Annotated in this window: 12 protein-coding genes; 5 read left to right on the forward strand and 7 right to left on the reverse strand. The window is 43.7% G+C overall.

The window, feature by feature from the left end:
* Positions 1-121 precede the first annotated feature (121 nt).
* Positions 122-712: a M23 family metallopeptidase gene (locus tag QL898_RS09360; RefSeq protein WP_290176603.1), complete on the forward strand. Its 591-nt coding sequence runs from the start codon at positions 122-124 to the stop codon at positions 710-712.
* Positions 713-819: 107 nt separating this feature from the next.
* Here the strand turns inward: QL898_RS09360 and phoR are convergent, their stop codons facing one another.
* From phoR to dtd, 3 genes are all read right to left on the reverse strand, one after another.
* Positions 820-1,911, reverse strand: a complete 1,092-nt coding sequence (gene phoR, locus QL898_RS09365) for a phosphate regulon sensor histidine kinase PhoR (RefSeq protein WP_201549547.1) — start codon at positions 1,909-1,911, stop codon at positions 820-822.
* A gap of 58 nt (positions 1,912-1,969) precedes the next feature.
* Positions 1,970-2,674, reverse strand: a complete 705-nt coding sequence (gene phoB / locus QL898_RS09370; RefSeq protein ID WP_057761786.1) for a phosphate regulon transcriptional regulator PhoB — start codon at positions 2,672-2,674, stop codon at positions 1,970-1,972.
* A gap of 112 nt (positions 2,675-2,786) precedes the next feature.
* On the reverse strand, positions 2,787-3,239 hold the full coding sequence (gene dtd, locus QL898_RS09375) for a D-aminoacyl-tRNA deacylase (protein ID WP_201549548.1): 453 nt from the start codon (positions 3,237-3,239) through the stop codon (positions 2,787-2,789).
* A 113-nt stretch (positions 3,240-3,352) separates the two neighbouring features.
* On the opposite strand from dtd, the gene asd reads away from it, so the two are divergent.
* Positions 3,353-4,189, forward strand: a complete 837-nt coding sequence (asd, locus tag QL898_RS09380) for an archaetidylserine decarboxylase (RefSeq protein WP_290176604.1) — start codon at positions 3,353-3,355, stop codon at positions 4,187-4,189.
* Positions 4,190-4,282: 93 nt separating this feature from the next.
* On the opposite strand, the gene QL898_RS09385 is transcribed toward asd, so the two are convergent.
* The 4 genes from QL898_RS09385 to fadB all read right to left on the reverse strand — a co-directional run bounded on the left by QL898_RS09385 (position 4,283) and on the right by fadB (position 9,574).
* Positions 4,283-4,912: an HD domain-containing protein gene (locus QL898_RS09385; RefSeq protein ID WP_290176605.1), complete on the reverse strand. Its 630-nt coding sequence runs from the start codon at positions 4,910-4,912 to the stop codon at positions 4,283-4,285.
* A 238-nt stretch (positions 4,913-5,150) separates the two neighbouring features.
* Positions 5,151-5,726 carry an isochorismatase family protein gene (locus QL898_RS09390; RefSeq protein ID WP_201572413.1) on the reverse strand — a complete coding sequence of 192 codons (576 nt, stop codon included), beginning with the start codon at positions 5,724-5,726 and terminating at the stop codon, positions 5,151-5,153.
* A gap of 285 nt (positions 5,727-6,011) precedes the next feature.
* On the reverse strand, positions 6,012-7,184 hold the full coding sequence (gene fadA, locus QL898_RS09395) for an acetyl-CoA C-acyltransferase FadA (RefSeq protein ID WP_057761795.1): 1,173 nt from the start codon (positions 7,182-7,184) through the stop codon (positions 6,012-6,014).
* Positions 7,185-7,414: 230 nt separating this feature from the next.
* Positions 7,415-9,574, reverse strand: a complete 2,160-nt coding sequence (gene fadB, locus QL898_RS09400; protein ID WP_290176606.1) for a fatty acid oxidation complex subunit alpha FadB — start codon at positions 9,572-9,574, stop codon at positions 7,415-7,417.
* Positions 9,575-10,439: 865 nt separating this feature from the next.
* On the opposite strand from fadB, the gene QL898_RS09405 reads away from it, so the two are divergent.
* From QL898_RS09405 to QL898_RS09415, 3 genes are all read left to right on the forward strand, one after another.
* Positions 10,440-11,534, forward strand: coding sequence for a polyprenyl synthetase family protein (locus QL898_RS09405; RefSeq protein WP_290176607.1), 1,095 nt, complete (start codon positions 10,440-10,442; stop codon positions 11,532-11,534).
* Between the two features lie 71 nt (positions 11,535-11,605).
* Positions 11,606-12,424 carry a DUF72 domain-containing protein gene (locus QL898_RS09410; RefSeq protein ID WP_290176608.1) on the forward strand — a complete coding sequence of 273 codons (819 nt, stop codon included), beginning with the start codon at positions 11,606-11,608 and terminating at the stop codon, positions 12,422-12,424.
* Positions 12,425-12,566: 142 nt separating this feature from the next.
* Entirely contained in the window at positions 12,567-13,361 is a 795-nt protein-coding gene (locus tag QL898_RS09415) for a tetratricopeptide repeat protein (RefSeq protein WP_290176609.1), read from the forward strand.
* Positions 13,362-13,814 lie beyond the last annotated feature (453 nt).

The following is a 13,814-nucleotide window of genomic DNA, read 5'->3' on the forward strand; positions in this document are numbered from 1 at the left end:
ATCCTTAACCATAAGAATAACTATGGGGGTAAAAACGATAGATAACAATGCGATACATACGTTGTTAGACGAAGCTTTTATAATAAAATCTCAAATGACATCAAATATATATGAGACATCAATGCTAGCAGATGGAAACAACCAGCCTCCCAGACCTTCTTTTTTTAGTCGTTTAATAAGCCTGTTGATTAAGGCTATCGTATTGCTAGCACTGTTATTTGTCTTCGATAAACTGCTACCCAGTATCAGTCAACAAACGCAATCATTTGTGGTTGCCAAATGGCAGCAATTGAGTCTATTGCAACAAGAACTGCCGACCGAAAACAGCTTGCCCAGTCCACTACCAGAACGAAACCTGACAGACACTTGGGGCGCGGCACGTAGTCAAGGCCGCTCCCACGAAGGTATCGATATCTTTGCGCCTCGCAATACTCCCATACAGTCGACCACGCAAGGTGTGGTAAGCAAGGTTGGTGAAAACACATTGGGCGGACGCGTGGTTGTGGTGGTAGGGCCGGGTGGCGCAGGACATTACTACGCCCACCTAGAAGACTATGCTGACATCTCTCCCAATGACTGGGTCAATCAGGGCGATGTGATAGGTTATGTGGGTGATAGCGGTAATGCAAAAGGGACACCAACACATGTCCATTATGGTATCTATATTAATGGTAGTGCGGTCAACCCTTATCCGCTTTTGCAAAAGGATTAACGAATACAGAAAAGTATGTCGTTATCCTAATTTGAAGTAGTGCTAAGTTTATATTAACCAAAAAGCTAAAGCCGAAAAACTGTCGTTAATACAGACCCTAAATCATATTAATTGGCTGTGACGGATCTGACATAATTTGAGGGGAATACCACACTAAATGTCGACCCTTCCCCTTCTACTGAATCGATTTGCAATTGCGCTTCGTGCTGGTGCAATACGTGCTTTACAATCGCGAGTCCCAACCCCGTACCACCTGTCGCACGACTGCGACCTTTGTCGATACGATAGAAACGCTCTGTCAAACGGGCGATATGTTCTGACGCAATACCGATCCCATCATCTTCGACCGCGAAACGGCAACCATCAGACGTCCTTGTCCAGCTGATAGTGATATTGCCGCCCTTTGGCGTATATTTGATTGCATTGATTACTAGATTGGATAGCGCACTATTCAAGTACATCTCTGACCCGTACAGCCCATCATAGGTATCTATATGCAAATGAATGATGTGTTTGTACGCTTGGTTGTACGCTTGGGCATCGTCGTAGATATTGGTTAGTAGCTTAGTCATATCTATATAATGCAGCTCGTGTGACTCTTCAATTTCAATCTTAGACAGTAGCAATAAATCATTCACGATTCTGTTCATACGGGCTGTTTGCTGCGTCATCAGCTCAAAACCGCGACGCCATTGCGGCGGCATATCTGGCTGATCGGAGAAATTCTCCAGATAGCCCATCATCACAGTCAATGGTGTTCTAAGCTCATGCGAGACATTCGCCACAAAATCTTGACGCATTTGCTCTAAGTGCCGCAAGCGGGTCACATCATATACAAACAGCAGTTTTTCATCACCGAAAGGGGTCAATTCACACTTCAAGTAGCGACTAGGATCTCGCCATGATTCTATATGGACGCCATCGTTAGGTATCGTTGTACCTTCATAATACTGGCGGAACTCAGGGACAGTAATAAAGTCAAAAATGTTCTGACCTTTATCCTCTGGCTGTAGCAGCAATAAATCTTGTGCCGCCTGATTCCACCATTCTAGGCCGTCATTATTGTTGAGCAAAATCACTGCATCGCGCAAGGCTCGTAGTGCACTGCCGATTTTTTTGAGTTGCTCCGCTGTACTTTGAGTAGAGATTTGCTCTAGTAAAGCTGATTGCTCACTTTGTACTGACGCTATCTTGTCCATCTCTTATCCTTACCACTATCCGCGGCCTTTATATTGCTGCGGCATTATTTGTACAAGATTAACTTGGCTCAATCAGGCTAGAAAATCGGTAGCCTGTTCCACGTACTGTCTGTATCAATGTATCACAGTCATAAGGTCGCAGTAATTTGCGTAGACGTTTGATATGCACATCGATGGTTCGGTCTTCGATATATACATTGCCGCCCCATACCTGATCGAGCAGCTGCGTTCGTGTATAGGCGCGCTCAGGGTGGCTCATAAAAAATGCCAATAGGCGATACTCTGTGGGCCCAACATCAACGATTTTACCGGCAGCTGTCACGCGCTGACTCTTGGTATCTAAACTTAACTGGCCAATTTCGATAGGTTTGTCGCTGCTCATCGCGCTACTGCGGCGTAGTACGGCTTTGATTCTAGAAATCAGTTCACGAGTCGAAAAAGGCTTGGTCATATAATCATCTGCGCCTGCATCTAGACCATGCACCTTACTGTCTTCTTCACTTTTTGCCGTTAGCATAATGACTGGTATTTCAGAGAGTAGCTCATCGTTTTTTAGCATGCGACAAAAATCCACACCGCTCTTGTCACCCGGCAACATCCAGTCTAATAGTATCAGTGATGGTCTATGATCGACCACTTGCTGATGCGCCTCTGACACGTCAGCCGCTTGCAAGCTATCAAACCCAGCCATCTCTAGCGTCATGACAACCATTTCACGAATCGCAGGTTCATCTTCAACAATCAAAATTTGCTCATTATACATAGGACATTCTCGGTGTTAGCGGACAAAATCTAGCATGTAAAAAGGCGATATGTACTCACCAGTCTCTACCTATTAAACGGATTAATTATGACAGCTTGATGACACTCTAAAATCAGATTTCTAGTAAAAAATTGAGCGGCCCATCATTGACACTCGACACTTGCATATCAGCACCAAACTGACCAGTTGCCACGTTCGGGTGCTTAGTTTTGGCATAGTCGACCAGTTGTTCAAATAGCGCTTGTGCCGCAGCAGGTGCCATCGCACCACCAAAGTCTGGTCGGCGACCTTTGTCTGTTTTTGCCATCAAGGTAAATTGTGAAACTAATAATAGCCCACCAGCAACCTGCTGAACGTTTTTATCCAGTTTACCAAATTTGGCAGGATCTTCGTCATTTTCAAAAATGCGATAGGTTAGTATTTTGTCAATCATACGCTGGGCAGTAGCAAAATCGTCTTCGTGTCCTAAGCCAATATATGCCAATACCCCATGCTCAATTTCACCAATACACTGCTGATCGACGACCACACTAGCGTGCTTCACCCGTTGTATGAGTGCTTTCATTTACTGACTCCTTAACAGATTATGGCCATACAATAATATGCTGTCCATGATAAAATACCGTCATTAACTTAACTATTATTTATTACATTACACCTTATTTTGGTAGCCTTATTATGAATGTATTTACCACCTTACAACAGCTTGTGCCGCAGCAAAAGCTCAGTAAAGTCGCTGGACGTTTGGCCGCCAGTCGTCATCCTTATGTCAAACGCACCTTTATCCGTAGCTTCGCCAAAGCTTATAATATCAGCTTAGACGAGTACGAACGCCAAAGCCTCAACGCTTATGAAAGTTTTAATGACTTTTTTACCCGCGAGTTAAAAGAAGACGCTCGTACCATCGACGCCACTGCAAATGGTATCGTGAGCCCTGCGGACGGTATTATCTCTCAGCTAGGACAAATCGAAGACCACAAACTACTACAAGCCAAAGGTCGTCACTATGATGTCGGACAATTACTTGCCGATAGTGAAGACGGCAGTTATTTCGCTGATGGTAGTTTTGCAACTATCTACTTAGCACCTAGCAATTATCACCGTGTGCATATGCCGTTTACTGGCACATTGACCAAGACTCGCTATGTGCCTGGTACACTGTTCTCGGTAAATAATACTACGGCGGCTAACGTGCCAGACTTGTTTGCGCGTAATGAGCGTCTAGTCTGTATGTTTGATACCAAGTATGGCAAAGCAGCTGTCGTAATGGTTGGTGCTATGATCGTCGCTGGTATTGAAACCGTCGCCACTGGCAAAATCACCCGCACGGATGATATACAGGAAGCGGATCACGATATGCAGTTTGCTGCAGGCGAAGAGCTTGGACGCTTCTATCTAGGCTCAACGGCTATTGTAGTATTACCAAAAGCAGCGAAGGCTGACTGGCTAGATAGTATGCAAGCCAACGGCGTCGTGCAAATGGGTCAATTGCTAGGATTGGCAAACGCTCAATAACATGTTGGTATAAGAGTACTGAAAATATCAGCCCAGTTAAGCGTAAATCATCATGCTTAATTGGGCTTTTTTATGCCTATCATTTATGCAGATTTACGCGTCAATTAACCAGCCTTGCTGAGTTGCGTATGCAATATTATGTGAGAGCCAATCATGGATAGGGGGAAAGCTGTCTTTGATAAATGCATGAGCACCCGCCACCTGCGAGCGCGTAACGCCAAGCTCAATCCACGTTTTACCGTTGGTATTCAGATTGAGCAAAAACGGCAATAAGCGGTCGACCACTCTGAGTAACTGACTCTCTTTGCTACTTCCTGTTTCCTGCGCTTCCCAAACCTCGCTTAAATCACTAATGCCATTGCCTCGCTCACGTTGCAATCTGGCAATGCCTGCACGCTCTTCGACGTGTGCATCAGTACGCGTAACGGCATACAAAAAAGTATCGCCGGCATCAATCTCACCTAAATCATGAACCAGCGCCATCTTCAGCAATTTTTCATGATTGACATCTAGCGCAAATAATTCAGCAATCGACCAACATGCCATTGCTAAATGCCAAGAATGTTCGGCAGAGTTTTCTTTGCGAGTGGTCTGTGTCACATAGCTGCGGCGATTCACGAGTTTAAGCGCATCTAACTCTAATAAGAAATGAGTGACATCGTCGATGTTGATATGTGGAGTTGATTCGGAATGAGTGAGTGATATAGAGCTGGCTTGCGACATTGATTTTCTCTGGCTTTCTCTAGCTATTGGTTTTAACGCTTATAAGTTCTAGCGATTTTAAGTTTCATTGTTCAAGATATTATAGTGGGTTTGATATCTAGCAATGGTTAAAAGACTATTACCATTGTCAAAAAAATAGCGCTTATTTTACCAAGCGCTATCTATTATAAATTAGAAAATAAATGGTCAAATTGAGTCCCTATTTATCCAAGTCTTTAAGCACCTAAAGCTTAACCACCTACTTAATCAAATTAATAATGGTTTTAAACGCAGGATCTTCGCTGCTACGGCACAGTTCAAACAAGATTGATTCGACAGTACTGATCACCCCACCTGCACGGCGAATACGGCGAATTGCTTGCTTTTTGTCATAAGGAAAACGTGAACCCACTGCATCCCCAATAATGACAGGCTGCATACCATTATCCAATAAATCTAGTGCCGTTTGCATAATACAGACATGAGCTTCAGCACCAAAAAGCAACACGGTACTACGGTTCTGCTGCGCTAAATGGTGCCATGAATCATTATTATCGCAGGCACTAAAGGTGACCTTTTCAAAGCTCTTGGCATTGTCTCCTTCGAGTATGTCGCGCAGCTCTGGCAAGGTATCGCCCAATCCTTTTTTATATTGTTCATTGAGCATGATTGGAATATTGAGCGCTTGCAGCCCTTTAATCAAGGTAACGGTTTTTTTGACGATATTTTCGTGATCATAGATATGCGGCGTTAAGCGCTCTTGCACATCAACAATCATTGCTTGGGTATTCTCACGAGCGATTCGATAGGTGCGATCATTAATCATAGTAGACATAGTACACTCCTTGTACGGCTGACAGTTGCAACTAAAAACTATTTTAGAATTATCATAAACAGTGCCATGGTTCATCTTTCTCTTATTTAGTCATAGTTTCATGAATGCGTCAATGGAGATAATTTTTAATCGCCGTAATACTGTGTTTTTCGACTCTGTGATTTACTAACTGGCCAACTATTAATTTTACTCATAAAAAAACCTCTAGCCGTTATGACTAGAGGTTCTTCGTTAGCGAGTAGCTACTTATTGAGTGTTCAAATAATATTGTTTATATCAATAAGATTAAACACGCTCAATAATAGTAGCGATACCTTGGCCAAGACCAATACACATTGTCGCTAGACCGATTTCAGTATCTGATTGCTCCATCGCGTTTAGCAATGTCACCGTGATACGAGCGCCTGAACATCCTAGTGGATGACCTAGAGCAATGGCACCACCGTTGATGTTAACGATGTCTTGCTTATCAGATAGGTTCAGACCTTTTAATACTGATAGACCTTGAGCAGCAAATGCTTCGTTTAGCTCGATGGTTTGCATGTCATCGATGCTCATGCCAGCACGCTTCAATGCTTTTTGGGTAGCAGGTACAGGACCATAGCCCATGATAGCAGCATCACAACCAGCAACAGCCATACTACGGATACGGGCACGTGGTTTTAGACCTAGGTCTTTGGCTTTTTGTGCGCTCATTACTAGCATTGCTGACGCACCGTCAGATAGTGCAGATGAGGTTGCCGCTGTTACTGTACCGCCTTTTGGATCAAACGCTGGACGTAGCTTTTGCATTTGTTCCATCGTTGCGTCTGGACGAATCACTTCATCAACCGTACATAGTTGCAGACGACCAGCAGCATCATGACCTTCGATACCGATGATTTCATTGTCAAAACGACCTTCAGTGGTTGCAGCCCATGCGCGGCGATGTGACTCAAGACCAAACGCGTCTTGCTCTTCGCGCGTGATGTTGTTCATACGACCTAGCATTTCAGCAGTCAAGCCCATCATGTTTGACGCTTTTGCATAATGCTTAGAAGCAGCAGGGTTTAGATCAACACCGTGCATCATGCCGACGTGACCCATGTGCTCAACACCACCGATAATGAATACATCACCTTGGTTGGTCATGATTTGTGCAGCGGCAGTATGTAGTGCCTGCATAGAAGAACCACATAGACGGTTAACCGTTTGGCCACCAGCAGTCTTTGGGATACCAGCTAGCAAACCGATGTTACGACCGATGTTCAAGCCTTGCTCTAGTGTCTGGTTTACACAGCCCCAGATAATGTCTTCGATATCATTGGTATCAAAGTCATTACGTTCTACTAGCGCACGTACTAGTTCAGCTGACATGCTATCAGCACGTACATGACGGAACATACCGTTTTTGGTTTTGCCCATTGCCGAGCGTACGCCATCTACGATGACCACATCTTTTGGACTTAAAGTTGTCATACCATATTCCTTTTCAATTTTTATTGTCAGTGTAGTCAACCCAATTTACGACTATTACCTTGTTAACCCCGCTCAAAGTACAATAGGTACATTTGCGCTTGATTTACTCGTACTAGCATTAAACTGAACCAACTATAATCGTACGTTCGCTATTGGAGACGATTCATGTCTCAATTGCTTTCATGCAAAATAGCAAACGTACTGCACTTCATCCTAGTAATGACTGACTATTACGCTGTTGCGTAAAAAGTCTCGCCTGCGGCTGCCATGTCGCGAATCTTTTGTGGCGCTTCATAAGCTTTGCCAAGATGTGCGTATTTTTCACATAGTGCCAAGTAGTTATCTAAACCCATTTGGTCGACATAACGGCAAGGGCCACCACGGAATGGCGGGAAACCTACGCCCATAATCATCGCCATGTCGGCCTCGCTTGGTGTGCTTACTATGTTGTCTTCTAGGCAGCGAACCGTTTCGTTGCAGAAAGCAATCATAGTGCGATCAATGATTGCTTGATCGTCAAAGGTTTGTTTTTCGCTATCGGTCGTGGCTTTTAGCAGCTCGTAAGTGGCTTCGTCAGCAACTTTCTTTGGCTTACCGCGCTTGTCCACTTCGTACTTATAGAAACCGATACCGTTTTTCTGACCCAGACGCTCATTGTCATATAGATGCTGAATCGCACCTTTATAATCAGGCTTCATGCGATCAGGGAAACCATCAGCCATCACTGCTGCACCATGTACACCTGTATCTAGACCGACCACGTCGATTAGATATGCAGGGCCCATCGGCCAGCCGAATTTTTCCATCACTTTATCGACATGAGCAAAGTCAGCACCTTGCTTCAGTAGCAAGTCAAACGCGCCAAAGTATGGGAACAATACACGGTTTACCAAGAAACCTGGGCAGTCGTTAACTACTACTGGCACTTTACCCATTTTAGAAGCAAGTGCAACAGTAGTCGCGATAGCTTCTTCAGATGATTTCTCACCGCGGATAACTTCTACCAATGGCATACGGTGTACTGGGTTGAAGAAATGCATACCGACGAAGTTTTCTGGACGCTCAAGCGCTTCTGCTAGGAACGTAATAGAGATAGTCGAGGTGTTTGACGCTAGGATACAGTCGTCTTTTACCAAGCCTTCTACTTCTTTTAGTACCGCACGCTTCACGTTTGGATTTTCTACGACCGCTTCGATTACGATATCAGTCTCAGCAAAATCACCGTAGTTCAAAGTAGGACGGATACGGCTTAACGTTTCACCCATTTTTGCTGGGGTCATTTTGCCGCGTTCTACCATTTTGCCAAGTAGTTTGCTCGCTTCGCCCATACCAAGGTCTAATTGCTCAGACTTGATATCTTTCATAATGATTGGCAACCCTTTGCTGGCTGCTTGATAAGCAATACCGCCACCCATGATACCAGCGCCTAGTACAGCGGCTTCACTAATGTCGTGTGCTTGCTTGCTGTGTTTTTTGGCCAGTTTTTTGACTAGCTGATCGTTTAAGAATAGACCAACCAAGCTCTCTGCTTGTGGCGTCTTAGCCGCTTTAGCAAAACCAGCCGCTTCTACTTCGATTGCTTTGTCACGTGATAAATTAACGTGCTTTTCGATCGTTTCGATAGCGATTGCTGGTGCTGGGTATTGCTTAGGATTGGCTTTAGCGAAAATAGCACCTTTGGCACTGTTGAACGCCATCGCTTGCTCAAGCTGGTTTAGCTTAACTGGAGCCAGTTTTTCTTCACGTTTTGCTTTCCAATCAAGCTCACCTGAGATACATTTTTTGACTAGATCAATTGCGGCATCTTGCAAGTCATCAGCAGGTACAGTCGCATCAACCAAGCCTAGTTTTAATGCTGCCAATGCTTTCTTTGGGCTACCAGTCGCGATCAGCTCAAGTGCGTTATCGATACCGATGATACGCGTACTACGAACTGTACCGCCGAAACCTGGGAAGATACCTAGCTGAGTTTCTGGCAAACCGATGATGGCTTTGTCACTCATGACACGGTATTCACAAACCAAAGTCATTTCACAACCGCCGCCCATCGCCGCGCCATTGATAGCCGCAACTTTCGGGAATGGCAGGTCTTCGAAACGATTGAAAGCGTCATTAACATGAACGACCCAATCTTTGATCTCGCTTTCTGATTTTTTGAAAGAACCGACGAATTCTGTGATATCAGCACCAGCGATAAACACGCCTTTAGCTGAAGTAACGATAAGACCTTTTACGTTGTCGGCTTTTTCTAACGCACTAACTGCTTCACCAAACTGTTTGTTGGTTTCGGCATCAAATTTGTTCACGCTCTCATTTTCGGCGTTGTACTGCATGTTGGCGATGCCATCCTCTAGCATTGTCACCGTGATGCGATTTCCTTGGTATACCATTTGAAACTCCTTTCTATATAACGAAAGCTACGTTTTGAATTAAAATAAATAGCCAGTTACTGTTAGTAAAATGGGTAATAGCACTGTGCGCTTGTCATGTTATAAAGACAAACATATAACCAGCTCACAAGTGAAGATGTCTTTATTATCCAGCGTTCATCATGATGCACGTATTTTGCGTCTCTTGCATGACATCATATGACGCTTCATTTATATACTGCTGTTGCAGGCACTGATGTTCAAAATATTGACTGAGACTTGGTCTAACACTCGGTATCGACGATTGAACATCCTGAGAAAAACCCAGTAGGGTCACCATCAGACCATTTTCACGTCAATTAGTGTAGGGGATTATGCCCCTAACTGTCACAAGCTAATACCATACTCGCAAGTCACTCTTAAATCACTTGCAGGCATTTACCTTACGCTAAAAGTGTTTTAGTGAATAAATGTATACTGAATTGTTAATTTAGATTTATTTCGTGTTGTTGGCTTCATGCATGCCATCTTTAGAATGACAGTCCGTTAGCGCTACTTAATAAATGCTACTTGGTCAGTGCTAGCTATTCAGTGTAAGCATTCAGTACCACTTTTCTACGGTAATAAGATTAACGTGCCAGCCTAGCTTGCTCTTTTATCAGAACATATTCAACCAGAGAGTGACATCATCCATCCGTAACGAAATCTTGTCGCTATATTGCAGCTGAGACTGCTCTACTTTCGAATAGACTTTGGTAGACAGATGCAAAAAACAATCAATTGATACCGTGTGTCACATAAGCAATATGACCTATCATGCTACACTAATAGCGTTTTTACCTTATCCCTAATAAGTTTTACTGTATCCCTGATAAATGGTTGGATTATGACTGTTTCCCTTACTTCTAGTACTACCTCTACTGGCGTTATCCCTTTTAACTTTGTCTCTTTTCAAAGCACTGAGCAGTTTCATGGTGCTGTGCGCGAGCAATTGGCGCAAGACATTGAGGTCTTGTTCGCTTATGCCAAGCTTCCTAGCCCGCTAGTAGATGCCTGCCGCTATGTGATGACTGGACAAGGCAAACTGGTACGCCCACTGATGGTTGCCAGCGCGTTTGCCAGTATTAATAGCAGCAATAATGAACGTACAGACGAGCCTAATGACGACATTGACGACATTGATGACATCGATACTCTCGATGCTGATCTAGATACGCTACTAGAAAACGACTCAGACTATGATATGTCGCGCCGTGCTGCATTGGCGGTAGAACTGCTACATACCTACTCACTGGTACATGATGACTTGCCATGTATGGACGATGATGAGCTGCGCCGTGGGCAGCCGACTGCGCATATCGCCTTTGATGAAGCGACAGCTCTGCTGGCAGGAGATGTATTGCAGACACTAGCGTTTGAAGTATTAACTGCAGAGATGCCAACCTTTGCGCCATTCGATGCAAATATCGCAAGTCAGCTTATGGCAATATTTGCGCCGCGCGCCAGACGCATGGTGTCAGGTCAAATGCTAGACCTCAATGCCGAAGCCAGTGCCAGTATCGCGCAGGATGGTTTAGAAGCCATCCACCGTGATAAGACAGGTGCGTTGATTGAAGCGGCAATGCTCATGGGCGGCGTCTGTGCTGGTGCAACGGCCCCACAGCGCATGGCATTGCAAGAATGCGCCCAACATATCGGTCTGGCGTTTCAAGTCCAAGATGACGTGCTAGATGTCACGATGACGACTGATACGCTTGGTAAGCCTGCGGGTAGCGATGAAAAACTGGACAAATCTACCTATGTAAAACTAATGGGTGTCGATAATGCGACTAGCTACGCGCAATCGCTTTTTAACGATGGACGCGCAGCCATTTCTCATGAACTACATAGTCGTGAGCTTAGCGACAATGACTATAACATTGGCACAGACAATGATGCGCTACTGGCATTGATTGAATGGCTCTGGTCACGTAAAAAATAGCTTGTCGAATAGCAGTCGAAAGCAGATATCGTAGTAAATTTCATTATTCAAAACGGCAGTGAGTGGTCAACATGGACAGTTCCCCTACCCCGCGCATTTATCTTGGCACTGGTGGCTATAGCGATACCGATTTGCTCGGTACGCTGTATCCCACCGGCACCAAAAAAACCGATTTCTTACGTGAATACGCCAAACAATACGGCGCAGTCGAAATCAACAGTACATTTTATGCACCCATCGGGCAAAAAGCCTTTGCTGGAATGATTGATAAAGCCTATGCGCAGGCCGATAGTCAGCTCAAGTTTGCCGTCAAACTGCATCAAGACTTTACTCATGCGCGCAAAGGCACTGCCGAGCACGCACAGGCATTTTTAAACGCCTTATCTCCGCTCATTGAAGCAAATGCTTTAGCGCCTTTATTACTTCAGTTCCCACATGGCTTTGATCGTACTCGTGAACATCGACTCTATCTGGCTAATCTCGTCAGTTGGTTTCAGGACTACCCACTCGCTATTGAATTTCGTCATAACGGCTGGCACACCCCGCAAGTGGTCGATAGTTTCCAGCAGCAAGGTCTCATTTGGTGTAGCGTCGATTATCCCAAAGTCAGTGGGTTGCCACCATCACGATTGATATTTACTGAACGCACTGGCTATCTGCGCATGCATGGTAATAATCTAAACTGGTGGGATGCGATGAGCGCGGCTGATCGCCATGATTATCGTTATAGCGAGGCTGAGATGCAAGACTGGGCGCAAGCGATTGCTAATCAGCGTCGGCACTTTGATACGCTCTATATTTTCTTTCAAAACACTGTAAATGCACACGCTTATTATAATATTGCAATGTTGCGTGAAGCGTTGGGTAAGTTTGGGTTTGATGTTTTGTAGGGTAAATCAGGCGGTAGGCGTACCAAAAAATCTTGTATACAAAAAAATTGATGCATAGAACGCACCCTTATTTTTTATTATTTGCAATGTTAGCTCATTGTTTTATTTTTTAAACCTAGCGGTTTTATTTAGGAGTATGTATATGCTTATCTGGTTTGTAGTCGGAGCGATAATCTTATCTATAATCATATTGAAATATTATGGAAAAAATAGAGAGTCCGATTCTTTTAAGCTAATTAAAAAATTAGCCCATCAGGGTAACCCGCGCGATCAAATTAATCTTGCAATGATGTATTATCAAGGTAACGGTGTGCATAAAGACTTTACTAGAGCGATTGAGTGGGCAGAAAAAGCTGCCATACAAGGTAGCTCTGAAGCTTTATTTGCTATGGGTATAATGTATACCAATAAGAATGATCTTAAGGCATTTGAATCATATTTACAATCAGCTATACAAGGTAATATAAACGCTAAAGAAATGACAGGTCTCATGTATAAGGAAGGCAGAGGTATAAAGCAAGATCACATTAAAGCATTTGAGTGGATGCAAAAAGCTGCTATGCAAAGTCACGCTAATGCTCAGAATGAGCTTAGTCGCATGTATGCGGAAGGCAGAGGTGTAAAGCAAGATCATATCAAGGCATTTGAATGGATGCAAAAATCTGCTATGCAAGATCATGCTAATGCTCAGAATGAGCTTGGCGCAATGTATGATGAAGGAAGAATTATACAGCAAGACTATACCAAGGCACTTCATTGGTATCTAAAAGCGGCAGTACAAGGTCACGCACAAGCTCAATTTAATCTTAGTGGAATATACTATCAAGGCAAAGGCGTACAGCAAAACAAAGCTGAAGCACTTAGTTGGTTGGATAAATCTTGTAAAAATGGATACAAAGATGCTTGTAAAGCTTATCGGACCTTAAGTCAAGGATAGGCAACTACATATATAACTAAACTATATAAACTTAATCCCATGGCTGTTGTTCTTTATCAGTAGCATACCTAGCGATAGATATGAAAGAATCCTTACCCTTATAAATATTGCTTTCGTAATAAAACCCCTCGAAATACAACCTACAAAAACAGTTATAAAAGTAAATTCTAGCCTGTTTAGATTCATTCAAGGGAAACTTGCTAGTCTCTGAGAAATGATCTTGAATATGAGTCGTTATCAAGGTTAGTATTATAACGTCTGAAGCATAAATACTAGAGCCTGAGAATATTTTCTGAAACTCTCTCTGTGAAATTATGTTAGCTTTCTCTAGCAAATTTCCAGTTTCAAGCAAAATGGTATGACTCATTACTTCTCGTTCTTTTTTACTTACCCCTTTGGCTAGAACTATCCACTCATTAAAAGGTCTGATGGTTAATTGGGTAGCATTTTTGA

Source organism: Psychrobacter sp. APC 3279 (genome assembly GCF_030407795.1).
Taxonomy (GTDB): Bacteria; Pseudomonadota; Gammaproteobacteria; order Pseudomonadales; family Moraxellaceae; genus Psychrobacter.